Annotated in this window: 21 protein-coding genes and 5 tRNA genes; 8 read left to right on the top strand and 18 right to left on the bottom strand. The window is 71.3% G+C overall.

The genetic code is table 11. The annotated features are described in order from the left end of the window. Positions 1–33 precede the first annotated feature (33 nt). The 3 genes from FE633_RS14555 to FE633_RS14545 form a co-directional block, all read right to left on the bottom strand. Complete coding sequence (locus tag FE633_RS14555) at positions 34–858, bottom strand: GNAT family N-acetyltransferase (protein ID WP_171059949.1); 825 nt, start codon at positions 856–858, stop codon at positions 34–36. Between the two features lie 61 nt (positions 859–919). Continuing rightward, positions 920–1,741, bottom strand: coding sequence for an aminotransferase class IV (locus FE633_RS14550; RefSeq protein WP_138045554.1), 822 nt, complete (start codon positions 1,739–1,741; stop codon positions 920–922). Then, positions 1,742–2,851 carry a chorismate-binding protein gene (locus FE633_RS14545; RefSeq protein WP_138045553.1) on the bottom strand — a complete coding sequence of 370 codons (1,110 nt, stop codon included), beginning with the start codon at positions 2,849–2,851 and terminating at the stop codon, positions 1,742–1,744. A gap of 155 nt (positions 2,852–3,006) precedes the next feature. Between FE633_RS14545 and FE633_RS14540 the strand changes: the two genes are divergently transcribed. From FE633_RS14540 to FE633_RS14520, 5 genes are all read left to right on the top strand, one after another. After that, positions 3,007–3,079 (top strand) — tRNA-Gly (locus FE633_RS14540). A 38-nt stretch (positions 3,080–3,117) separates the two neighbouring features. Then, positions 3,118–3,191 (top strand) — tRNA-Cys (locus FE633_RS14535). Position 3,192: 1 nt separating this feature from the next. After that, positions 3,193–3,264, top strand: a tRNA-Val gene (locus tag FE633_RS14530). A 22-nt stretch (positions 3,265–3,286) separates the two neighbouring features. After that, a tRNA-Val gene (locus FE633_RS14525) sits at positions 3,287–3,358 on the top strand. Between the two features lie 65 nt (positions 3,359–3,423). Next, a tRNA-Val gene (locus tag FE633_RS14520) sits at positions 3,424–3,498 on the top strand. 84 nt (positions 3,499–3,582) lie between these two features. Here the strand turns inward: FE633_RS14520 and FE633_RS14515 are convergent. The 4 genes from FE633_RS14515 to FE633_RS14500 all read right to left on the bottom strand — a co-directional run bounded on the left by FE633_RS14515 (position 3,583) and on the right by FE633_RS14500 (position 5,779). Next, positions 3,583–3,885, bottom strand: coding sequence for a TFIIB-type zinc ribbon-containing protein (locus tag FE633_RS14515; RefSeq protein ID WP_138045552.1), 303 nt, complete (start codon positions 3,883–3,885; stop codon positions 3,583–3,585). A 72-nt stretch (positions 3,886–3,957) separates the two neighbouring features. Then, complete coding sequence (locus tag FE633_RS14510) at positions 3,958–4,905, bottom strand: aminoglycoside phosphotransferase family protein (protein ID WP_246113608.1); 948 nt, start codon at positions 4,903–4,905, stop codon at positions 3,958–3,960. 182 nt (positions 4,906–5,087) lie between these two features. Further along, entirely contained in the window at positions 5,088–5,297 is a 210-nt protein-coding gene (locus FE633_RS14505; RefSeq protein WP_138045550.1) for a hypothetical protein, read from the bottom strand. Between the two features lie 251 nt (positions 5,298–5,548). Next, positions 5,549–5,779: a hypothetical protein gene (locus FE633_RS14500; protein ID WP_138045549.1), complete on the bottom strand. Its 231-nt coding sequence runs from the start codon at positions 5,777–5,779 to the stop codon at positions 5,549–5,551. A 196-nt stretch (positions 5,780–5,975) separates the two neighbouring features. On the opposite strand from FE633_RS14500, the gene FE633_RS14495 reads away from it, so the two are divergent. Further along, entirely contained in the window at positions 5,976–7,313 is a 1,338-nt protein-coding gene (locus FE633_RS14495) for a serine/threonine-protein kinase (RefSeq protein ID WP_171059954.1), read from the top strand. 62 nt (positions 7,314–7,375) lie between these two features. On the opposite strand, the gene FE633_RS14490 is transcribed toward FE633_RS14495, so the two are convergent. The 9 genes from FE633_RS14490 to FE633_RS14450 all read right to left on the bottom strand — a co-directional run bounded on the left by FE633_RS14490 (position 7,376) and on the right by FE633_RS14450 (position 19,843). Continuing rightward, positions 7,376–8,194, bottom strand: coding sequence for a TrmH family RNA methyltransferase (locus FE633_RS14490; RefSeq protein WP_119104984.1), 819 nt, complete (start codon positions 8,192–8,194; stop codon positions 7,376–7,378). 63 nt (positions 8,195–8,257) lie between these two features. After that, positions 8,258–9,514 carry a uroporphyrinogen-III C-methyltransferase gene (gene cobA, locus FE633_RS14485; protein WP_138045547.1) on the bottom strand — a complete coding sequence of 419 codons (1,257 nt, stop codon included), beginning with the start codon at positions 9,512–9,514 and terminating at the stop codon, positions 8,258–8,260. Positions 9,515–9,847: 333 nt separating this feature from the next. Further along, positions 9,848–13,627, bottom strand: coding sequence for a nicotinate-nucleotide--dimethylbenzimidazole phosphoribosyltransferase (gene cobT, locus FE633_RS14480; RefSeq protein WP_138045546.1), 3,780 nt, complete (start codon positions 13,625–13,627; stop codon positions 9,848–9,850). 336 nt (positions 13,628–13,963) lie between these two features. Further along, positions 13,964–15,175 carry a precorrin-6y C5,15-methyltransferase (decarboxylating) subunit CbiE gene (gene cbiE, locus FE633_RS14475; protein ID WP_138045545.1) on the bottom strand — a complete coding sequence of 404 codons (1,212 nt, stop codon included), beginning with the start codon at positions 15,173–15,175 and terminating at the stop codon, positions 13,964–13,966. A 117-nt stretch (positions 15,176–15,292) separates the two neighbouring features. Next, positions 15,293–15,931 (bottom strand): GNAT family N-acetyltransferase, encoded by a 639-nt coding sequence (locus FE633_RS14470; protein WP_138045544.1) that lies wholly within the window; start codon positions 15,929–15,931, stop codon positions 15,293–15,295. A 155-nt stretch (positions 15,932–16,086) separates the two neighbouring features. Continuing rightward, positions 16,087–16,908: a MetQ/NlpA family ABC transporter substrate-binding protein gene (locus FE633_RS14465; RefSeq protein ID WP_138045543.1), complete on the bottom strand. Its 822-nt coding sequence runs from the start codon at positions 16,906–16,908 to the stop codon at positions 16,087–16,089. Between the two features lie 66 nt (positions 16,909–16,974). Next, complete coding sequence (locus FE633_RS14460) at positions 16,975–17,718, bottom strand: methionine ABC transporter permease (protein WP_138045542.1); 744 nt, start codon at positions 17,716–17,718, stop codon at positions 16,975–16,977. After that, entirely contained in the window at positions 17,715–18,785 is a 1,071-nt protein-coding gene (locus FE633_RS14455) for a methionine ABC transporter ATP-binding protein (RefSeq protein WP_138045541.1), read from the bottom strand. Before FE633_RS14455 ends, FE633_RS14460 begins: the two co-directional genes overlap by 4 nt. A 410-nt stretch (positions 18,786–19,195) precedes the next feature. After that, complete coding sequence (locus FE633_RS14450; protein WP_138045540.1) at positions 19,196–19,843, bottom strand: HAD family hydrolase; 648 nt, start codon at positions 19,841–19,843, stop codon at positions 19,196–19,198. Positions 19,844–19,914: 71 nt separating this feature from the next. On the opposite strand from FE633_RS14450, the gene FE633_RS14445 reads away from it, so the two are divergent. Both FE633_RS14445 and FE633_RS14440 read left to right on the top strand, forming a co-directional pair. Further along, positions 19,915–20,274: a hypothetical protein gene (locus FE633_RS14445; protein ID WP_138045539.1), complete on the top strand. Its 360-nt coding sequence runs from the start codon at positions 19,915–19,917 to the stop codon at positions 20,272–20,274. Beyond that, the gene (locus FE633_RS14440) at positions 20,255–20,695 is read left to right on the top strand and encodes a hypothetical protein (RefSeq protein ID WP_138045538.1); all 441 of its coding nucleotides are present in this window, start codon (positions 20,255–20,257) and stop codon (positions 20,693–20,695) included. Before FE633_RS14445 ends, FE633_RS14440 begins: the two co-directional genes overlap by 20 nt. Positions 20,696–20,838: 143 nt before the next feature. Here FE633_RS14440 and FE633_RS14435 read toward each other — a convergent pair whose 3' ends face one another. Both FE633_RS14435 and FE633_RS14430 read right to left on the bottom strand, forming a co-directional pair. Beyond that, positions 20,839–21,342: a GNAT family N-acetyltransferase gene (locus FE633_RS14435; RefSeq protein ID WP_138045537.1), complete on the bottom strand. Its 504-nt coding sequence runs from the start codon at positions 21,340–21,342 to the stop codon at positions 20,839–20,841. Between the two features lie 40 nt (positions 21,343–21,382). Then, entirely contained in the window at positions 21,383–21,895 is a 513-nt protein-coding gene (locus tag FE633_RS14430) for a sigma-70 family RNA polymerase sigma factor (RefSeq protein ID WP_138045536.1), read from the bottom strand. Positions 21,896–21,969 lie beyond the last annotated feature (74 nt).

The following is a 21,969-nucleotide window of genomic DNA, read 5'->3' as shown; positions in this document are numbered from 1 at the left end:
TGCCCCCCCACGTCCTCTACGGTCTTTACGGCTTTACAGCAGGCTCTTGGAAACGTGGTAAGTGGTCGTCTCGTAGCCGAGTGACTCGTAGAGCCGCTCGGCCGGGGTGTTCTCCGCGAAGACGTTCAGGCCGATCCCGGTCCGTCCGGCGGCGATCGCCTGCGCCTCCGCCAGCAGCATCAGCGCACGGCCGTGTCCCCGGCCCCGGTACCGTTCGTCGGCCTCCACGTCGTAGACGAACGCGATGCCGTCGCCCGCCGACAGCCACAGTGTGCCGACCTGTGTGCCTTCGTGTTCGAGGACGCTGAACACCATGCCCTCAGTGGCGAACCCGGCCGGCAGCGCGGCGGCATGGTCCCGCTGTGCCTTGGCGCGGGCCTCGGCCTCGGGCACGCCACGGGCGATCCAGTCCCGGACGTAGGCCTCCGTGCCGCGCTCGAGCCAGGGCGCGAACTCCGCCTCCGTCATCGGGCGGCTCCGGCTGCCGGCGGGCAGTGCGGGCGGGGTGTCGCCGAGCCGCTTCTCCATGTTGCGGGAGCGCACCACGTAACCGAGCGCCGTGGCCAGCCGCAGAGCGGCCTCCGCGGCGGCGGGCACCGCCGCCTCGATCCGCCGGCAGCCCCAGCCTCGCGCCACCTCCTCGGCGGCGAGCGCGGCCACGGTGCCCCGCCCCCGACGGCGGTCCGGCTCATCAATCCCCAGCTCACGGATCTGGGCCACGGACGGGCCGAAGGCGGCGTGGGTCGCGAGGTGTATCGCACCGACGGGACGGCTGTTCACGCACACCGTGAAGTGGCGTGACAGCGCCCCGTCGGCTGCGCGCTGAAGCGGCTCGGTCGGCCGCAGGGTCGTGGTCATCAGGGGTGTTTTACCCGCGCAGCGCCTTTGCGTCATCCGATTAGGGCCGTCGGCGCCCATGTCACGGGTCCAGGTCGTTCCCGGCCCGCTCGTCGAAGATCCGCATGGCCTTGGCGGTCACCGGCCCCCGTGCACCAGGGAGTTCGCGCGAGTCGACCCGGTGAACGGCCTGCACATCGCGCAGTGTCGAGGTCACGAAGACCTCTTCGGCGCGTTCCAAAACATCCAGCGGCAGGTCGGTCTCCTTGGCGCCGGTCCACGCGACGGTGAGCGCACGGGTGATGCCCGCGAGACAGCCGGAAGCGATCGGCGGGGTGTGCAGCTCGCCGTCGACGACCACGAAGACGTTGGATCCGGTGCCCTCGCACAGTTGCCCCACGGTGTTCGCGAACAACGCCTCGGACGCCCCCTGTTCGCGCGCGCGGGCGAGGGCGACGACATTCTCGGCGTACGACGTGGTCTTGAGGCCGGTGAGCGCGCCACGCTCGTTACGGGTCCAGGGCACGGTGATCACGGCGGTCGAGTCAGGACGGCGAGAGGACTCGCCCAGGGCGACGACGAGAGTCGGGCCGTGCTCGCCGCGGTCGGAGCCGAGCGGGGAGAGACCGCCGGTGTACGTGATCCTCAGGCGGCCCAGCGGCATCGGGTTGGCCTCCACGACGGCGGCGCAGGCCCGGCGCACCTCGTCGAGGTCGGGCTCGGGCAGTCCGAGCCCGCCGGCCGAACGCGCCAGGCGGTCGAGGTGGCGGGTGAGCGCGAACGGCCGGCCGTCGACCGCCTTCACGGTCTCGAAGACGCCGTCGCCCACGGTCAGCCCATGGTCGAGGACGGAGACACGGGCCGACTCGATGTCCTGCAACCCGCCGTCGAGCCAGATCTTCACCTAGGGGTTCCCTTCATCCGCGTCGTACGCCCCTGTTGCACCGTACGCCCCTGTATACGCCCTCGACGTATACACCCCCGACGTATACGCCCCTGACGCTACAGCGAGCAGTCGCGCGGCTTTCAGCTCGGTCTCCTGCCACTCACGCTCGGGGTCCGAACCCCAGGTGATACCGGCGCCGGAGCCGAAGCGCAGCACGGCGGCGTCCTCGGCGGACCTGTCGATCCAGAAGGTGCGGATGCCGACGGCCAGTTCCCCGGTCCCCCGGTCGGCGTCGACCCAGCCGATGCCACCGCAGTACGGGCCGCGGGGCGCGGTCTCCAGGGCCTCGATGATCCGCAGGGCGCTGGACTTGGGAGCTCCGGTGACCGAGCCGGGCGGAAACGTGGCCTCCAGCAGCTCCGGCCAGCCCGCGTCCTCGCGCAGTTCGCCGCGCACCGTCGAGACGAGGTGGACCAGGCCGGGATGCTTCTCGACGACGCACAGGTCGGGGACGGTCACCGTGCCGGTGGCGCAGACCTTCCCGATGTCGTTGCGGACGAGGTCCACGATCATCACGTTCTCGGCGTGATCCTTCTCCAGGAGGTCCGCCTCGGTATGTCCGGTGCCCTTGATCGGGCCGGATTCCACGATCCGGCCGGTCCGGCGCAGGAAGAGTTCGGGGGAAGCGGTGGCCGTCTCGACGCCATGATCACGGAGGCGGATCGTTCCGGCATAGGGTGCCGGGTTGCCACGGGCGAGCAGCGCGGTGAGCGCGTCCACGTCGGCGTCCTCGGCGACCGGTGCCGACAGGACCCTGCAGAGGTTCGCCTGGTAGACCTCACCGGCCGCGATGTACTCCCGTATGCGCCCCACGCCGGCCGTGTACGCGGCGTGGTCGAGCGACGACGTCCAGTCGTCCACCGCGGGCCCCCGCCACTGCCCCGGTACCGGCGCGGGCACGAGATCGTGACGTACGTCACGGAAGCGGGCGCACACGAGACGCCCCTCGAAGGAGGCGGATACGGCCCAGAAGCCACGGGAGTCCAGGGCCGCCGGGTCGCTGGTCACATCGAGGAGGCCGGTCGCGACCAGGCCGCCGAAGCGGGCGAGAGCAGGGAGGTCGTGCACGGCTGTGAGTCTATGGCGGGTGACCTCCGGGCGCCTCGGCCGCGTCTCCCCGCGGTCGCACCGCAGCACGCTGCACAAACGCGTTTTTGTACTGGCCCCGGAATCCGCTAGAGTTCAACACGTCGTCGGGACGCGCAAGCCAACCGAAACGACAGGCGGACGTAGCTCAGTTGGTAGAGCGCAACCTTGCCAAGGTTGAGGTCGCGAGTTCGAACCTCGTCGTCCGCTCGCAGGAGCAGGGGATCTTCCCGACCCCCGGCATACCTGGTGGAGTGGCCGAGAGGCGAGGCAACGGCCTGCAAAGCCGTCTACACGGGTTCAAATCCCGTCTCCACCTCCAAGGACGATTAGCTCAGCGGGAGAGCGCTTCCCTGACACGGAAGAGGTCACTGGTTCAATCCCAGTATCGTCCACTGGTCCGGCTCACCGGATCCCGCGCGATTAGCTCAGCGGGAGAGCGCTTCCCTGACACGGAAGAGGTCACTGGTTCAATCCCAGTATCGCGCACGCACCATGCACTACCAGCGGGCCCCGTCGCACGACCGACGGGTCCCGTCCGCGGTTCCACCCCGGCGCGATTAGCTCAGCGGGAGAGCGCTTCCCTGACACGGAAGAGGTCACTGGTTCAATCCCAGTATCGCGCACCAGCCGAAGCCCCCGGCCGTCTCGTACGGCCGGGGGCTTTGTGGTGCTCAAGTCCTGCTCCCGCTCAGAAGGATTCCCGAGAGTGCTCAGGACGAGAAGAGCATGTGGCCGAAGCTCTTGTGGCGCTTGTGACCGTAATGACCGCCATGGCCTCCGTGGCCTCCGTGGCCACCGTGCGGGGCGCCCCACGCGGGTGCGGGAGCGGACGGGTAGGACTGAGGGGCGGCCGGGGGTGGCGGCGCGGGCTGCTGCCACTGGGACTCCAGGCGGGTCAGCGACTCCAGCTCGCCGTAGTCGAGAAATATCCCGCGGCAGCCGCTGCACTGCTCGATCTGGACGCCGTTGCGGTTGTACGTATGCATGGGCGCTCGGCACTTCGGACACTGCATGTCGGCTCAACTCCTCGCCGGTCGGTACTGCTTCGCCAGGACAGACACTGCCCGGCTTCGGTCGGTTGCACCCTACTTCGACGGACCCGCCGGCAACTCCGGCGGGTGAGCGGCCATTCGGTCACAGGCGTCGATCACGGCCTGCTCCACCTCGTCGAGCGGACGGCCGGCCTCCGCCGCCTTCGCGATCGCCAGGGCCGCGGTCTGCACGCTGAGGGCGCGGGCCGGGATGTCCAACGCGGGCCAGGGGTCGGCATCCGCGGGGACGGCCGGGCCGTCGGCCTTCTGATACGCCGCCAGGAACCGGGTCCACTCGTCGGGCGGGAGGAGGCCGCAGGCGAACCAGGCGGCGGGCCGGGCGAGATCCCACGCCGGCTCGCCCCACCCGACGTCGTCGATGTCGATCAGCAGCCACTCGCCGGCCGGGGCGCGAACCAGCTGACCCAGGTGCAGATCGCCATGGCACAGCATGGGCCGGTGCGGCATCGGCGCCTCACCCCTGGCCCAGGCGGGCAGGACGGACCAGGCACGCAGGACCGGGGCGGCCGCGGGGTGTGGGCCCGCCGCTCGGAGGCGGGCGACGGCGCGGGCCGCCTTCGCCGGGCCGCGCATCGGAGGGAGGCCGGGCGGGAGGGCGGCCGCCGGTGTCCGGTGGAGGCGGGCGAGGAGGGTGGCGGCGTCCTCCCAGGGGGCGGCCTCGGGTGTGTCGGGGTCCACGGGGGTGCCGTAGGGCCAGAACGTGACCAGGCGGCCGTGCAGGTCGACGGCGCCCGCGCCGAGGGGCGGCAGCAGGACACCGGTGAGCGCCGGGTGCGCGGCGACGGCCATCCGGGCGGCCAGCTCGTCGGGGTCGGTGCCGGGGGCGTGCGCCTTCGCCACGGTGTCGGCGTGCCGGACGACGGTGCCGTCGGGGCGGTCGGCCAGGACGGTGGTGTCCGTACCGCAGCCGCACCGGTCCGCTGCCGGGTGGACCGCGGCTCGTACTCTCGCGGTCAGCGCGGGCACAACGCCTGCGGTCACTCGGGCCCTCCTGGGGTCGTACGTCGCCGGATCTGCCCCCGCGAGCGTACGCAGACAAGAGCAATGCCCGCGCAGCTCCCCAGCTGCGCGGGCATTTGTGCCGTCCGCCGCACCCCCGTCCCCACGGGGTTTCATGGCCGGATGTCCCCGCCCGGACCGCTCTTCCGGGCCTGGGGCGCCGCTCAGCGCCCCAGCATCACGCCCACGGACGACGCCTGTGTGACCACTGCTTCCCAGCCGCCGAAGACGACCACGAGCAGGGCTGCCAGGGGGAGGACCATGGCCGTCGCCACCAACGGGTGGCGCTGACCGGACCGGCGGGTACCGAACGCGGCGATGTACGCCCTGCGTCCCCGCGTGCGGATCATCGTCCGCGATGCAGTGTCCGCCATGGTCCCTCTCCTGACCTTCTGTTGAAAGCTCTTGTTGTCTGGCAGCGGCGGGTGTCTGACCTCGGGGGACGAGTGCTGCACCCGCCGCTTGACCTCAAATCTAGGCGGGCGGGGCCCGCGGGGCGTCATGCCCTCGTACCGATTGCCGGGCCTCCCGGAGGATGAGCGGTGACCTGGTGAGTACTCCCCTGGGTGGAGACGAGGACCTAGGTCTCGGGGTCTTCCCGGAGGGGACGCCCGATCTGCCCGGTCTATTCCGAGCTGTCCTCCCGGGGGACTGGCTGCTCGACCAGGGCAAGCACCCGGTTCGCCATGAAGCGGGCCGTGCGGACCACGGATCCGGAGCGAGTGACTTCGCTCACTTCCACCACTCCCCTGCGGACCGCCGTCTCCACCCGGCGGCCCGCCCGGCTCGCCACCACCTCGTACGTGCGCGTCGTGTCCCCCGCGTCCACGACTATCTCCACGCGATCACCCTTCACTGATCCAATCCCCCTTCCGCGACGGACGGTTGGGCATCCGGCGAGCTCAACGCCCCCTGGCTCCCCCGTCCCCTGACCGTCCTTCAAGCTTCCCACCGGGCACTGACAATCGATCGGGCCGCGAGGGCGCGGCCTCTGCGCGCGCCCGGCCACGGAAACGTAAGCTGTGGCTCGTCAAACGGACCGGGCAGCGGGGATGGACATGGCGATGATGCGCCTGAGGCGCGAGGACCCGCGTGTCGTCGGCTCGTTCAGGCTTCACCGACGGCTCGGCGCGGGTGGAATGGGCGTGGTCTATCTGGGCTCCGATCGGCGTGGCCAGCGGGTCGCTCTGAAGGTGATCCGGCCGGATCTGGCGGAGGACCAGGAGTTCCGGTCGCGGTTCGCCCGCGAGGTGTCGGCGGCGAGGCGGATCCGGGGTGGGTGCACCGCGCGGCTCGTAGCCGCCGATCTGGACGCGGACCGGCCCTGGTTCGCGACGCAGTACGTCCCCGGGCCCTCCCTGCACGACAAGGTCGCCGAGGAGGGGCCGCTCACCGCGGCCGAGGTCGCCGCCGTCGGCGCCGCCCTCTCCGAGGGGCTCGTCGCCGTGCACGAGGCCGGGGTCGTGCACCGGGATCTCAAGCCGTCGAACATCCTGCTGTCCCCGAAAGGGCCGCGCATCATCGACTTCGGCATCGCCTGGGCGACGGGGGCGAGCACGCTCACCCACGTCGGTACGGCGGTGGGGTCCCCCGGATTCCTCGCGCCCGAGCAGGTGCGGGGTGCCGCAGTCACACCGGCCACGGACGTGTTCGCGCTCGGGGCCACGCTCGCGTACGCGGCGACCTCCGACTCGCCCTTCGGGCACGGCAGTTCCGAAGTGATGCTGTACAGAGTGGTGCACGAGGAACCGCAGTTGAAGGGAGTGCCGGACGCGCTGGCTCCGCTCGTCCAGGCATGCCTGGCGAAGGACCCGGAGGAACGGCCCAGCACGCTCCAACTGTCGTTGCGGCTCAAGGAGATCGCGGCCCGTGAGGCGCACGGGCTGGGCGACGCGCGGCCGCCCGCACCGCGAGCGAGCGAGGGCGACCGGCCGGCGGGCCGGGTCACCGAGAGCTATCCGGACCAGCGCACCCAGCGGCGTACCCAGGGCACTCCCCCGCCTTCGCGGAACGGTACGCCGTCGCGCTCGGGGTCACGGCCGGCGCCGTCGCGGGGCAACTCGACCCGCTCGAAGGATGGCAGGTCCACACCGGTACGCAGTGGGGCCGGGCGTACGGCGCCCCGCACCACCGGGGCCGGGCGGCGGCCCGCCAACCCCCGCCTGCTGCGGCAGCGGCTCTTCGTGTTCGTCGTGGTGACGCTGCTGGTGGCGCTCGGGATCGCGGCCGCGCAGGGGTGCCAGGCAACGGAGCGCGGGCTCGGCGGTGACGGCGGTGCGGGCGTGTCGGAGCAGCAGCGGAAGCAGGAGCGCGTGGCGCCCGACTACAAACCGCTGGACGGACCCCTGATGTCCGAGCGGTACGACTCGACGCTGAACATCTCGAGGTGAGACGGCGGGGCGCGCCGAGTGGTGTCTGACACTTGCCAGGTCTGCGGGCGGCCCGTCGACCGCTATGTCTGCGGGCGGCCCGTCGCCACCGCGTAGAACGCGACCGCGGCGGCCGCGCCCACGTTCAGTGAGTCGACGCCGTGAGCCATCGGGATGCGCACCCATTCGTCCGCGGCCACCAGGGCCTGGGTGGACAGGCCGTCGCCCTCCGCGCCGAGCATCAGGGCGACGCGGTCCATCCGGTGCGGGGCCACCTCGTCGAGGGTCTTGGCCTTCTCGTCGGGGGTGAGCGCCAGGAGGCCGAAGCCCGCCTCGCGGACCGACTCCAGGCTCCTGGGCCAGGAGTCCAGACGCGCGTACGGGACGGAGAAGACCGCGCCCATGGAGACCTTCACGCTGCGGCGGTAGAGCGGGTCCGCGCAGTCCGGTGAGAGCAGCACGGCGTCCATGCCGAGGGCGGCGGCGGAACGGAAGATCGCGCCGATGTTGGTGTGGTCGTTGACCGACTCCATGACGACCACCCGGCGGGCCGTCTGGAGCAGGTCGTCGGGGGTGGGCAGCGGTTTGCGCTGCATGGAGGCGAGCGCGCCGCGGTGCACGTGATAGCCGGTGACCTGCTCCGCGAGTTCGGGGCTGACCGCGTACACCGGGGCCGGCAGCTCGTCGATGACGTCGCGCATGACGTCGACCCACTTGGCGGAGAGCAGCATCGAACGCATCTCGTAACCGGCGTCCTTGGCCCGTCTGATGACCTTCTCCCCCTCGGCGATGAACAGGCCTTCGGCGGGTTCGCGCTTGCGGCGCAGCTCCACGTCGGTCAGCCCCGTGTAGTCGCGCAGACGCGGGTCGTCAGGATCCTCAACGGTGATGAGATCGGCCACAGGGTGATACTGCCTTGTCCTGAGTGTGCTGCCAACGGCTGGGACCGAGTGTGTTACCCGCGGTTACGCGGAGGTCGCCGGGCGCCCGGTCATGATGGCGTCCGGGCCCACGCTCACCACGTCGCCGATGACGATGACGGCCGGCGGCTTCACGTCCTGGGCGCGTACGGCCTCGGCGACCGTTTCGAGGGTCGCGTCCACCCGGCGCTGCGCGGCCGTCGTGCCTTCCTGAACGAGGGCCACGGGGGTGTCGGGCGCCTTGCCGTGCGCGACGAGCGTCTCGGCAATCTTGCCGATCTTGTCCACGCCCATCAGTACGACGAGGGTGCCGCGGAGCTTGGCGAGCGCGGGCCAGTCGACCAGGGAGCGGTCGTCGTCGGGGGCGACATGGCCGCTGACGACGGTGAACTCGTGGGCCACGCCGCGGTGCGTGACAGGGATTCCCGCGGCGCCGGGCACCGAGATCGAGCTGGAGATGCCGGGCACGACCGTGCAGGCGATGCCCGCCTCCGCGAGCGCCTGGACCTCTTCCATGCCGCGGCCGAAGACGAAGGGGTCTCCGCCCTTCAGGCGCACCACGGATTTGCCCTGCTTGGCATGCTCGATCAGCGCGTTGTTGATCGCCTCCTGCGCCATGAAACGGCCGTACGGGATCTTCGCCGCGTCGATCACCTCGACGTGGGGCGGGAGTTCGGCGAGCAGGTCGCGCGGGCCCAGGCGGTCCGCGATGACCACGTCCGCCTCGGCGAGGAGGCGGCGACCGCGGACCGTGATCAGGTCGGGGTCGCCGGGGCCGCCGCCGACCAGGGCGACGCCGGGGGTGCGGGTGCGGTGGTGGGGGGCCACGAGAGTGCCGTCGCGGAGCCCCTCCACGACCGCGTCGCGGATGGCCGCGGTGCGGCGGGGGTCGCGGCCCCGGGCGTCCGTGGTGAGGACGGCCACGGTGACGCCCTCGCTGTGGCCGGTTGCCGGGGTCCAGGCTGTGGCCGCATCGGCGTCGTCGGAGCGTACGCACCAGACTCGGTGGGCCTCCGCCTCGGCCGAGGCCTGGGTGTTCGCGTCGTGGTCGCTCGTGGCGATCAGGGCGTACCAGGCCTCGGCGAGGTCGCCCTCCTGGTACGCGCGCCTCGTCCAGGTGAGCTCGCCCGCGTCCGCCATCGCCTCTACGGAGGGAGTGGCTTCCGGGGATACGAGGTGGAGGTCCGCGCCCGCCGCGATCAGGGCCGGGAGGCGGCGCTGGGCCACCTGGCCGCCGCCGAGGACGACTACGCGGCGGCCGGTCAGGCGGAGGCCTACGGGGTAGGCGGGGTTTTCGGCCATGGCGGTGCGGCTCCTCGTGGGGGCGGTGCGAGACGGGCCCCTGCGGCTCTGGAGTGGCCCTGACATGCGGATTTTACGGCGCGGGGTGGTGGGTGGCTGGGGTGGGTGGGTTCTTTCCCCAAGCCCACTCCTTCCCGAAACCGGGGCTCCGCCCCCTGGGCCCCGGCCCCGGTGGGGGCTGGGCAGCGTTCCTAGGGCGCGGGCCGTCGTTGGTCTGCGCCCACCCTCCCCCAAGCTCTCGGCTTCGCTCGAGCAGGGGGGGGACCCCCATCGCCCTGCGGAACGACGGCCCACAGACCAACGGCAACGACTGGCCACAGACCAACGGCTCGCTTACTTCTCTGTTACCCCGGCTGAGTCGAACGTTGCCACCTCGTGCATGGCTCGGGCTGCGCTCTGGACCATGGGGAGGGCCAGGAGTGCGCCGGTGCCCTCGCCGAGGCGGAGGTCGAGGTCGACGAGGGGGCGGAGGCCGAGTTTGTTGAGGGCGGCCACGTGGCCCGGTTCGGCGCTGCGGTGGCCCGCGATGCAGGCCGCGAGGACCTCGGGGGCGATGGCGCGGGCGACCAGGGCGGCGGCTCCGGCGCTGACGCCGTCCAGGATGACCGGCGTACGCAGGGACGCGCCGCCGAGCAACAGGCCGACCATCGCGGCGTGTTCGAGGCCGCCGATCGCGGCCAGGACGCCGATGGGGTCGGCCGGGTCCGGCTGGTGGAGTTCGATGGCGCGGCGCACGACCTCCGTCTTGCGGGCCAGCGTCTCGTCGTTGATGCCGGTGCCGCGCCCGGTCACCTCGGACGGGTCGGTGTCCGTGAAAACGGAGATCAGGGCGGCGGACGCGGTGGTGTTCGCGATGCCCATCTCGCCCGTGATCAGAGCCTTGTTGCCGGCGGCTACCAGGTCGCGGGCCGTCTCGATGCCCACCTCGATGGCCGACTTGACCTCCTCGCGGGTCAGCGCGGGCCCGGTCGTCATGTCGCCGGTGCCCGCCCGGACCTTGCGCGGCAGCAGGCCCGGGGTCGCGGGCAGGTCGGAGGCGACGCCCACGTCGACGACGCAGACCTCGGAGCCGACCTGGCTGGCGAAGGCGTTGACGACCGCTCCCCCGCCCAGGATGTTGGCCACCATCTGACCCGTGACCTCCTGCGGCCACGGAGTGACGCCCTGGGCGTGTACACCGTGGTCGCCCGCGAAGATCGCGACGGCGGCGGGCTCCGGGATGGGCGGCGGGCACATCCGGGACAGGCCCGACAGCTGAGCGGAGATGATCTCCAGCATGCCGAGGGCGCCCGAGGGCTTCGTCATGCGCTTCTGGCGCTCCCACGCCTCGCCGAGCGCCTTTGCGTCCAGCGGGCGGATGTTGGAGACGGTCTCGGCGAGCAGGTCGTGCGGGTCCTCGCCGGGCAGGGCGCGGCGGCCGTACGTCTCCTCGTGGACGACCCAGGCCAGCGGGCGGCGCTTGGACCAGCCGGCCTGCATCAGCTCGGGCTCGGCCGGGAACTCGTCGACATAGCCGACGCAGAGGTAGGCCACGACCTCCAGGTGCTCGGGCAGGCCGAGGGCGCGGACCATCTCACGCTCGTCGAAGAAGCTGACCCAGCCGACGCCCAGGCCCTCGGCGCGGGCGGCGAGCCACAGGTTCTCCACGGCGAGCGCGGAGGAGTAAGGGGCCATCTGCGGCTGCGTGTGGCGGCCCAGGGTGTGACGGCCGCCGCGAGTGGGGTCGGCGGTGACGACGATGTTCACCGGGGTGTCGAGGATGGCCTCGATCTTCAGTTCCTTGAACTGCTTCGCGCGCCCCTTGGGCAGCGACTTCGCGTACGCGTCGCGCTGGCGCATGGCCAGTTCGTGCATCGAGCGCCGGGTGTCGGCGGAGCGGATGACGACGAAGTCCCAGGGCTGGGAGTGGCCGACGGACGGTGCCGTGTGGGCGGCTTCGAGGACGCGGAGCAGCACTTCGTGCGGGATGGGGTCGCCGCGGAAGCCGTTGCGGATGTCGCGGCGCTCGCGCATGACGCGCAGCACGGCGTCGCGCTCGGCGTCGTCGTAACCGGGCGCCGCGGGGCCGGTGGGCTCACGTACTTTTGCCACGGCAGCCGTGCTCTCTTCCTGGTCGGCGGCCTGGGGGTCCAGGTCCTCCGCGTGCGGTGCGACGTGAGGCTCCGGGTCCTCGACGGGAGTCTCCGGTACGGGAGTTGCCTCGGCCGCGGGGGTCGGTTCGGCCTCCCGGGGGCCGGGCAGCGTGACGACGGGTCCCTGGGGCGCCGCGGGCTCCGGCTCGGTGGTCTCCGGGGCTGCCGCGGCGGCGGGTGCGGGTGCGGGCTGTGCCGTCTCCTCGATGGCCGGGGCCGACTCCGCGGGGTCTTTGGCCTCGGGGTGCTCCTCCTCCGGGAGAGGCGGGACGGTCATGGCGTGCGGAGGCGTCGGAGCCAGGTGCGGGGAGGTCGGAACCGTGCCTTCCACGGGCACGAACTGGCCGACGGGCTCGTCCGCATGGGGCTCCGGTGGAGCCGCCGGGGCGGGGGCCTCACCGCTGTGCGGTGCGTTGCTGTGCGGTTCGTTGCCGTGTGCCGCCGTCGCCTCGGGTACCTCGGGTACCTCGGTCGGTGCGGCGGCGCCGTCCGGTACGGCTTGCTGCGGCTCGGCGGGGGCGGGGGCGGGGGCGGCGAACTGTGCGGGCGTCTGTGCGGGTTCCACGGGCTCCTGCCCCGGCCCCGGAACGGTGTGCGGAGCCTGCGCGGGCTGAGGAGCCTGTGGGGCTTGCTCGGTCTGCGGGGCTTGCTCGGCGACGGCGTGCTGCGCCGTCTCGTATGCCTCACCCGTCTCGGGCACCGAGGCCTGCGGGGCTTCGGTGAACTGCGCGGCCGAGTCCGGAAGCTGGGGCTCGGTGGGGGGCGCGGCCTGCGGAATGTGCGGGTTGTTCATGGGCTGTTGCGGGACCTGCGCCTGGTGTTCGGCGGCGACGTGCGGAGGCAGGTGCGGCTGCTCGGCCGCCTGCGGGAAGTGCGAGACCGCCGGTGCGGCGTGGAAGTGCGCGCCCTCGGCGACCTGAGAGGGCTGCGGAGCCTGCGCGGGATCGACGGGCTGCGCGGGATCCGTCACCTGCGCGCCGTCCGCGACTTGGGCGGCCTGCGGGTCCTGGGCGACCTGAGCAGCCTGCGGGACCTGCGCGGCCTGAGCGGCCTCAGGGTTCTGCGGGGCCTCCGGGTTCTGCGGTACCGACGCGAACTCCTGCGCGGGTTCCGCGGCCTGCGGTGCCTGCGGTGCTTGCGATGCCTGTGCGGACTCGGCCGCCGGCATCTCGCCGGAACCCTGTACCGCGTCGGGCCTGGGAGCGGCCTCGCCGACGCCCGGGCCCTCGGTGACCGGCGCCCCCGGAACCTGCCCGAACCCGGGCGCCTGCGCTGCTGATCCCGCGCTCTCCCCTGCGCTCCGGACGACCGTTTCTGCAGGGGTTCCCTCGGAGTTCACCTGTGCCACCGGCTGTGCCACCGGCTGTGCCACCGAAGGCGCGGGCTGGGCAGCCGCCTGAGCAGTCGTCTGAGCAGCGGCCTGATGCTGGGCTCCCCAAGGCGCCGCCCCCTGCAACGCGACCTCGTCGCGCGGGATGTCGAGGTACTCGGGACCGACCGTGGGCGGACCGGACTGCCGTACGGGACCGGAGCCCGCCGACGCTCCCGCCGGGCCGCGGTCTGCGAGCGAACGCACCGGGCTCCCGGCGGTGTCCGGCGTCGGCGGGCCGAGGTGCAGCGGACGGCGCGCCACGGGCGGCTGCGGCGCGTGCGCAGACGCAGGCCCGGGCGAAGGTGAAGGCGCCGACGAAGGACCGAGCTCGGACATCCGTACTCCACCGAGGTCGACGGAACCGCTGTCACGGCCCGCCATCTCGTGCGGGCCGGGCTCGTGCACGGCTTCTACGACGGGGGCCGGAGGCGGCGGAGGTACCTCGTTGCCCCAGGCGCCCTGGGCGCCCGGCAGCAGCAACAGGTCTTCGTCCTCGGCGGGGGTTTCGGAGAGGTAGGCGTACGCACCCGGCGCGTGGGCGCCCGGCTGCTCCACCCTGCCTGCGTTCTCCGGCAATCCCTCGCCCGGGACCTGGCCGGTGTCGGTCATGCGTACCCCTCGCCCATCGGTTAGTGCTCCTACGACCTGCTCGTCCGGAGCGGCGCACCGACCGCTCGTCATGAAGAACGAGCATGCGTGCCGGGCGGCACGAACGACCGGTCGACAAAACCATTAACAGGCATTGTCGCGGCCGACCGGCCGCCGCGACAGCATCATCAGCCACGGCCGGCTGTGGACTGCGCCACGTTGCGCGCCCTCCGGTTCCGCCGTACCACACACACCCCAAAGCGGGCGTGTTTTCCGGACATTGACCGACGAAGCGCCGGGCCACCCGAGTGCGGTACAACGGTCGGCCAGCCTACCGCGCGCGATACGGCCGCAGGATCACCGGTCGCGGTCGGGCAACAGCCCGGTGAGCAGGAACGCGACGCTCCGTTCCTTCTCCGTCCAGGCACGGGTGTCCAGCTCGACGGACTGCAGAAGCGCACATTCGACGTGGTAGCCGTGCTCCGTCAGGTCCCTTCCGATGAGTTCGGCGGCGTCGCGTGTCGCGGCGTGCGTGACGATCCGCTGGGGCCTGCGGTCGGCGACGGCGGAGACCACCGGGGCTCCCCCGCCCCCGACGCGTACGACGTCGGGTTCGGCCAGATTCTCCAGGATGTGCGGGGCGGTGCCGCACACGATCTGGAGCTGTACACCGAAGCGGCGGGCGGAGTCCATGGTGCGGGCGCAGGCGTTCGGGTCGCGGTCGACGGCGATGACGGCGGCGCCATGGCGCGCGGCCTCCGCGGCGAAGGCTCCGCTGCCGGAGCCGATGTCCCACACGAGGTCGCCGACGCGCGGTCCCAGGCGGGCGAGTTGAGCGGCGCGCAGCACCTCGGTCTCGCCCTCGCCGAACCCGCCGCCGTACGCCTCGGCGGGCAGGGCCCAGCCGCGCGGGCCGGCGCCCGGGTCGCGTCCGGCGATCCAGCCGCCGCCCTCCGCGGAGGCGACGGGGCCGCCGATGACGATGACGACATTGGGGTCGCGCCAGGAGTGGTCGGCGGCCTTGTCGGAGGTGACGATCGTGACCTGTTCGCGTTCGGTTCCCAGTTCCTCGCAGATGACGAAGGTACGGTGCACTCCCTCGAGGAGCAGACCGAGTTCGGCCGGGCCGGCGCCGGGCGAGGTGAGGACGGCGACCTTGGCGTGGGCGCGGCACACGTTCACCGCGCGTCGCAGGGTGCGACGGTGGGCGACGACCACCTGTGCGTCGTCCCAGGGCATTCCCGCGCGGGCGAAAGCGGCGGCGACGGAGGAGACTGCGGGCACCACCTCGACCTCGAGGCCGAACTCGGGGGCGCGCAGGGTGCGTACGACTCCGAAGAAGCCCGGATCGCCGTCGGCCAGGACGACGGCGGTGCCGCGGTGGGCGGCGATACGGCGGGCGGCGAGGCCCAGGCTGCCGAGCCGGATGCGCTCGGCGGCAGCGGGCACTTCGGGGAGCGCCAGATGGTGGGCCGCGCCGGCCACCAGTGTGGCGGCGGCGAGTGCGGAGCGCGCCGCGTCGGTCAGCGGCGAGCCGTCCCAGCCGATCACCGTGACCCGGTCGGCCATCGTCCTCAGTCTCCTGGAGTCATCGCAGGTCGTCAGATGGGCATGCGGAGCCTCGTGAGCGTACCTGGTGACTTGTGGTGATGCGGGTGGGCGGGGGTCGGCAGCCGCCCTTTCGGTTCAGTTCCAGTCGGAGTACGAGGTGAAACCCCCGGTGTCGGCGTACTGCTCGCCGACGCCTTCGAGGTCCTCCGGGAGCAGGCTCCACACGATGTAGTCGGTGCGCACTTCGGCCCAGCCGCCGTCCTCGGTGCGGGAGCGGGCTATACAGGCGCCGCGCAGGACGCCCTCGCTGATACAGCCGATCTTCTGGGCGACCTGCTGGGAGGCGGTGTTGTCCGCCGCCGTGCGCAGCTCCAGGCGCTCGAACTTCTGGTCGCGCAGCAGCCACTGAGCCGTGGTGAGGGCGGCCTCGGACGCGTAGCCCTCGCCGCGGGCCCAGGGGGCGATGATGTACGACATCTCGGTGGAGCGTACGTGCCAGTTCGTCTTGCCCAGCTGGATGACGCCGACCAGGCGCTGGGTGAGGAACTCGGTGACGGCGAGGTCGAGACCCCGGCCTTCGGTGCGCTCGGTGGGCGCGTGCTCGCTGACCCAGGTGCGGGCGGCCTCCTGGGTGAAGGGCTGGGGCACCGATGTCCAGGCCCCGACCAGCTCGTCGTTCATCATCTCGGTGAGAGCGGGAACGTCGTCGTCCTCAAGAGGGCGCAGCACCAACCGATCCGTGCTGAGGGAGATGTCGGGGAAGGTGTTAGTCATGCGCCGCTCCGTAACGTTCAGGGACCGTCGGACCTGCTGAACTGCCCAGCATGCAGCATGGAAGCACCGAACTGCACCACGGGGTCGACTCCTTGTGAGGGAGCGGACCCCGTGGGTGGCTGTCGGGACGTCGGCCCGAGGCCCGGATCGTCCTCTCAGAAGGACGGGACGACGGAGCCGGCGTACTTGTCCTCGATGAACTTCTTGACCTCGTCGGAGGTCAGGAGCTTGGCGAGCTTCTTCACGCGCGCGTCCTTCTCCTCTCCTTCCTTCACGGCCAGGAAGTTGCCGTACGGGTTGTTCTTGGGGGACTCCAGGACGACGGCGTCCTCGGAGGGCTTGAGGTCGGACTCGATGGCGTAGTTGCCGTTGATCACCGCGGCGTCGACGTCTCCCAGGGAGCGCGGGGTCTGGGCCGCTTCCAGCTCCTTGAACTTCAGGTTCTTGGGGTTCTTCGCGATGTCCTTGGGGGTCGCGTCGTTGCCCGCGCCGTCCTTGAGCGTGATGATCCCGTTGGCGTCGAGGAGCTTCAGCGCCCGCGCCTCGTTGACCGTGTCGTTCGGGACGGCGACGGTCGCGCCGCTCCCCAGGTCGCCGGCCTTCTTGACCTCGCGGGAGTAGAGACCGAGCGGCTCCAGATGCACCGTGACGACCGGCTTGATGTGGGTGCCGTTCTTCTTGTTGAAGTCGTCGAGGTACGGCTGGTTCTGGAAGTAGTTCGCCTGGACCGACCCGTCCTCGGTCGCCGTGTTCGGCGTGACGTAGTCCGTGAACTCCCGGACCTCCAGGTCGAGGCCCGCCTTCTTCGCCAGGTGGTCCTTGACGTAGGTGAGGATCTCGGCGTGCGGGGTGGGGCTCGCGGCGACGACCAGCGGGCCGTCCGAGCCGGAGGCCTTGTCCGCGCCGCAGCCGCTGAGCCCGAGGGTGAGGGCTCCGGCGGCGAGAACGGCGGTGGTGATCTTGGCGGTGTTACGCACGAAAAGTGCCTTTCCTTATGGGTGGTGCTGCCCCGCTTCGGGTGGTGCGGGGAGAACGAGGAGGCCTCAGCGGGTCTTCGTCGCCTCGGCGGTGACTGTGCCGGGGAAGATCCCGCGAAGGGCCCTGAGGAGGAGCGGCCGGCCGGAGCGGCCGCCGCGCCGGTGCAGTGTGCGGGCGGCGTGGTCGCCGGCGAACTGGATGACGGAGATGACCACGGCGAGGATCGCCACGGTGATCCACATCAGTCCGGTCTCGAAGCGCTGGTAGCCGTACCGGATGGCGATGTCGCCGAGGCCGCCGGCACCGACGGTGCCGGCCATCGCGGAGTAGCCGATGAGCGCCACGACGGTGGTGGTCGTGGACGAGATCAGGGAGGGCAGGGACTCCGGTACGAGGACCTTGCGGACGACGGTCCAGGTGTTGCCGCCCATCGACTGCACGGCCTCGACGAGCCCGTGGTCCACTTCGCGGACAGCCGTCTCAACGAGGCGTGCGAAGAACGGAATCGCGCCGACCGCGAGCGGTACGATCGCCGCCTCGCGCCCGATCGTCGTCCCTGTCATCCAGCGCGTGAAGTTCATCAGCGCGACCATCAGGATGATGAAGGGCAGCGAGCGGCCGACGTTCACGATCTGCCCGATGACCTTGTTCAGCGCGGTGTTCTGCAGCAGGCCGCCCCGGTCCGTGAGGACGAGCAGGATGCCCAGCGGGAGGCCGCCGACGACGGCGATGAGCGTGGACCAGCCGACCATGTAGAGCGTGTCCCAACATGCCTGCTCCAGCAGCGGCTGCATCTCGGACCAGGTCACTTGGCACCTTCCTTCACGAGTACGGGCTGCTCTGCTTCGGCATCTGCCGGCGAGCCCGTCCCGACGAGGTCGATCTGCAGTCCCTGCTCGCGCAGGAAGCCGATCGGTACGACGTTCTCCTCGTAGCGGCCGGGCAGTTCGATGCGCATACGGCCGACCTGTTTGCCGGCGACGGTGTCCATCGCGGCACCGATGATCGATATGTCGATGTTGTAGGTGCGCGAGAGCTGCGAGATGACGGGCCGGGTCGCGGCATCGCCGTGGAAGGTGACGTCGATGACGGTGCGGTCGTCCGCGGAGGCGTCCCCGCTCACCGGGAAGAGCGCCGAGGCCAGCTCGGAGCCGGGGGTGGCGAGCAGTTCGCTGACCGTGCCGGACTCGACGATCTTCCCGTTCTCCATGAGGGCGGCCGAATCGCAGACGCTCTTGACGACGTCCATCTCGTGGGTGATGAGCAGGACGGTCAGGCCCAACTGCCGGTTCAGGTCGCGAAGGAGCTGGAGGATGGAGCGGGTGGTCTCGGGGTCGAGGGCGCTGGTCGCCTCGTCCGAGAGCAGCACCTTCGGGTCGCCGGCCAGGGCGCGGGCGATGCCGACGCGCTGCTTCTGGCCGCCGGAGAGCTGGGCGGGGTAGGACTTGGCCTTGTCGGAGAGGCCCACGAGGTCGAGCAGTTCGAGGGCCTTGCGGGCCCTTTCCTTCCCCGACTTCCCGAGGATTTCGAGCGGCAGCTCCACGTTGTCCTGGACGGTGCGCGAGGACAGCAGGTTGAAGTGCTGGAAGACCATGCCGATGCGACTGCGCGCCTTCCGCAGTTCCTTGCCGGCGCGCGGGCCGCGGCCGACGAGGGCCGTGAGGTCCTGGCCGGCGACGGTCACGGTACCGGAGGTGGGTCGCTCCAGAAGATTGACGCAGCGGATGAGTGAGGACTTGCCGGCGCCGGACTGGCCGATGACGCCGAACACCTCGCCTTCGCGGACGTGCAGGTCGACGCCGTCCAGGGCGGTGACCTCGCGGTCGCGCGCATGATGAGCCCGATAGATCTTCGTCAGGCCTGTGGTCGTGATCACTGGGTTTCCGTCACTGTCGAGTGCAGGGCGTGGGTGTGCGCCGGGCACGGGTGCATTCGGTGGGAACGCGGCACGGTTCTCGCGGTGGCGATGAAAGCCGGGGTCAGCCGGGGATTTCAGATGAACTGCGTGCGCGGGGCATGCTCAGTCGCGTGCCGAGGTGGCGTACCAAGTCGGCATACCAAGGCATATGGGCAGACATGAGCGGTCTCGCTTCGGGGCGCGAAACTCCGGGTGGTGCGGGGGGCCCTCTAGAAGGCGCACATTCGACACATACAACGAGCACCGGGCGTGGGGGTCGCCTCGGTCGCAACAGTGCGGCAGCTCGTCGTGGTCATGAGGAAAGTAAAACAGACGTACGAGCGGGACCCGGAACCGCCGTCCACATGCCGGACAGCGGTGGACGTGCGTCAGTCCCGGGTGGAGATCTCGACTCCTCCGGCCGTGACCAGCGCCGACACGGCCGCGAGGTCATCGACCACGACATCCGCGTCGAGCTCGGCGGCCTGGTGGGTTGTGGTCAATGCCACGGTGATCATTCCGGCCGCTCGACCTGCCCGCAGCCCCGCGGGCGCGTCCTCGAAGACGACGCAGCGGGCTGGATCCACACCGAGTTCGCGGGCGGCCAGCAGGAACGGCTCGGGGTCGGGCTTGCCGAGCGTGATGTCGTCGGCCGCGATCAGGGCCTTGGGGCGGATACCGACCTCGGCGAGGCGGGCCTCGGCCAGGCGGCGCGTGGCCGAGGTGACGACGGCCCAGCGGTCGGCGGGCAGTGAATCCAGGAGCGCCTTCGTCCCCGGCAGCAGATGGACTCCACCCGCGACGTCCTCGACCTCCAGCTGCTCGATGCGTATGACGGCCTCGGCGACGAGGCCGGCAGGCAGCAGGTCGGCGGCTATCTCGGCGGCGGGGCGGCCGTGCAACTCGACGCGGGCGAAGTCGTCGGCGGCGATCCCGTAGTCCTCCGCCCACCGGGTCCAGCACCGGTACACGGACTCAAGGGATGAGACGAGCGTTCCGTCGTTGTCGAACAGCAGGGCGTCGGCATGGAACTTCATGGCCCCGACCCTAAGTGGGCACCCCCGGGGGCGAGAGCATCGGGTCTTTTGGCCCGTAATAGGGTCACGGCATGCTTGATGCCCTGACGGTGGCGACCGCCGTCGCCGCCCTGGTGCTCGCCGCGTGGTGCGGCTGGGCCGCCTACCGTGACCAGCCGACCAAGGACTGGCACTTCATCGGTATGGCCGTAGTGTCGCTGCTCGCCGTCGTCCAGCTCGTGGTCGGGATCGTCCAGCTGGCGCGCGGCGAGAAGCCGGAGCAGGGCACGACCATCTTCGTGGCGTACCTGATCGGCGCCTTCGCCTGTATTCCGGCGGCGGGCTTCATGTCCCTCGCGGAACGCACCCGTTGGGGCTCGGTGACGGTCGCGGCCGGCGGTGTCGTGCTCGCCGTCCTCGAGGTGCGGCTCTATGACATCTGGGGAGGCTGAGGTGACCGGGATCTCGGAGAGCGGCAAGCGTCAGAAGCTGATCAGCGGCCCCGGCACGCTCCTGGTGTGGCTGTACGGGGTGATGGTGGTCGGCGCGGTCTCGCGCTCGGTCTTCCAGATCTCCACGGACTTCGACCGGGCGCCGCTGGCCTACTCGCTGTCCGCCGTGGCCGGCATCGTGTACGGCTTCATCACGTACTCGCTCGTCCGTGGCGGTGAGACGGCCCGCAGGGCGGCGCTGGTGTGCTGCGCCGCCGAGCTCTTGGGCGTACTCGGCGTCGGTACCTGGACGCTCGTGGAACCGTCGGCCTTCGCGGACTCCACCGTCTGGTCCGACTACGGGATGGAGTACCTGTTCATCCCGGTCCTGCTGCCGGTGACAGCGATCTTCTGGCTACGCAGGGCTCGCAGCCCGGAGTAGGGCGGCGAACCGGCCCCGTAGGGGGCGCGGGGCTGCGACAACATGCGGCTCCGCCGCGTGGGCGCGACCAGCCCACCACGACCGCAACCTGACCACCGGCCAGGCCCCACCCCACACGGACATCCGCCCCCCAAGCGGAGCGCTCACGCACTGGCGACGAACGCGCCCGCATCCGCGCCCTTCGCGAGGGTCACCACAGTGAGCCGCTCGTCGACGCGCTGCCGGGACACGGGCTCGTACCCGTGCCTGCGGTACAGCTGCAGATTGTGCTCGCTGCGGTGGCCCGTGAAGAGCTGGAAGCTCTTGGCGGCGCTGCCCTCGGAGAGCTTCGCTTCGATGGCGTCGAGCAGTCGGCCCCCCAGGCCATGACGCTGCATGCGCGGATGGACGATCAGTTTGTTGATACGTGCCGTGCCATCGGCGTCCACGGCGCCGCGCACCGAGGCCACCACCTCGTCGCCGAGCTTGGCCACCAGAACCGTGCCTCCCGCGAGCTCCGCCTTGAGGGAGGCGAGCGACTGGGTGAGGGGTTCGATGCTGTAGTCGCCGTACAGCTCGGCCTCGCTCTGGTAGCAGAGGAACTGCAGTTTGAGGATCTGTTCGGCGTCCTGCTCGGTCGCCGCAGAGATGGTCACGCTCATGCCCATGTGTGCATGCCTCCCGCTCACCTGCTCCGCCGGTTGTCCCTCACTCCTTTCCCCGTGGGTCCGGAGCCGCAACCTCTGCCGCGAGCATTCTGCGCAGACATCCCAGACATCGGGAACGTTCCGGTCCCAGGCTGCCCTGTGACATACCCAACTCCCCCGCGATTTCCCGATACGTGAGGTCCTGCGGGGACAGCAGCGCCGCCACGAGGCGCGGGCAGCGGCCGGGCAGCCGACGTACGGCGGAGTGCAGCGCGCGGCGCCGGGCGGCGGTGAGCGCGAGCTGTTCCGGCCCTGGTCCGCTGTCGTCGGCCGGCTCCGAGCCGTACGGCAGCTCGATGCTCGCGGTGCGCCGGGTGCGGCGGGCCTCGGCGCGGACGGCGCCGCGCAGCCAGGCGGCCGGGTCGTTGGGCGGGCCCTCCGCCTCGAAGCGTTCGAGAAGCCGTAGCCAGACGGCCTGTTCCAGGTCGCCCGGCTCGGTCCCGGACGCATACGCCTCGGCGGAGGCCTCGGCCGCGAGCAGCGGGCGCAGCGCGGCAACCATGTTGTGCGGCATATCGGGCACGACGCGGCCGCCCCGGCAAGGGTTGCCGGGGCGGCCGTCTGTCACCCCAACCGGGGCCGGTGGGC

The sequence above is a fragment of the Streptomyces montanus genome (assembly GCF_005786655.1).
GTDB classification, from domain to species: domain Bacteria; phylum Actinomycetota; class Actinomycetes; order Streptomycetales; family Streptomycetaceae; genus Streptomyces; species Streptomyces sporangiiformans.
Note: the sequence above shows the minus strand (reverse complement) of the source record. Positions and strands in the feature narration are given on the sequence as shown.

Excerpts from the sequence above, each read along its gene's own strand:
- FE633_RS14555 (WP_171059949.1), bottom strand. The coding sequence starts at position 858 with ATGACCACGACCCTGCGGCCGACCGAGCCGCTTCAGCGCGCAGCCGAC.
- FE633_RS14515 (WP_138045552.1), bottom strand. The coding sequence starts at position 3,885 with ATGCAGTGTCCGAAGTGCCGAGCGCCCATGCATACGTACAACCGCAAC.
- FE633_RS14505 (WP_138045550.1), bottom strand. The coding sequence starts at position 5,297 with ATGGCGGACACTGCATCGCGGACGATGATCCGCACGCGGGGACGCAGG.
- FE633_RS14495 (WP_171059954.1), top strand. The coding sequence starts at position 5,976 with ATGGACATGGCGATGATGCGCCTGAGGCGCGAGGACCCGCGTGTCGTC.
- cobA (WP_138045547.1), bottom strand. The coding sequence starts at position 9,514 with ATGGCCGAAAACCCCGCCTACCCCGTAGGCCTCCGCCTGACCGGCCGC.
- cobT (WP_138045546.1), bottom strand. The coding sequence starts at position 13,627 with ATGACCGACACCGGCCAGGTCCCGGGCGAGGGATTGCCGGAGAACGCA.
- cbiE (WP_138045545.1), bottom strand. The coding sequence starts at position 15,175 with ATGGCCGACCGGGTCACGGTGATCGGCTGGGACGGCTCGCCGCTGACC.
- FE633_RS14470 (WP_138045544.1), bottom strand. The coding sequence starts at position 15,931 with ATGACTAACACCTTCCCCGACATCTCCCTCAGCACGGATCGGTTGGTG.
- FE633_RS14450 (WP_138045540.1), bottom strand. The coding sequence starts at position 19,843 with ATGAAGTTCCATGCCGACGCCCTGCTGTTCGACAACGACGGAACGCTC.
- FE633_RS14445 (WP_138045539.1), top strand. The coding sequence starts at position 19,915 with ATGCTTGATGCCCTGACGGTGGCGACCGCCGTCGCCGCCCTGGTGCTC.
- FE633_RS14440 (WP_138045538.1), top strand. The coding sequence starts at position 20,255 with ATGACATCTGGGGAGGCTGAGGTGACCGGGATCTCGGAGAGCGGCAAG.
- FE633_RS14435 (WP_138045537.1), bottom strand. The coding sequence starts at position 21,342 with ATGGGCATGAGCGTGACCATCTCTGCGGCGACCGAGCAGGACGCCGAA.
- FE633_RS14430 (WP_138045536.1), bottom strand. The coding sequence starts at position 21,895 with ATGCCGCACAACATGGTTGCCGCGCTGCGCCCGCTGCTCGCGGCCGAG.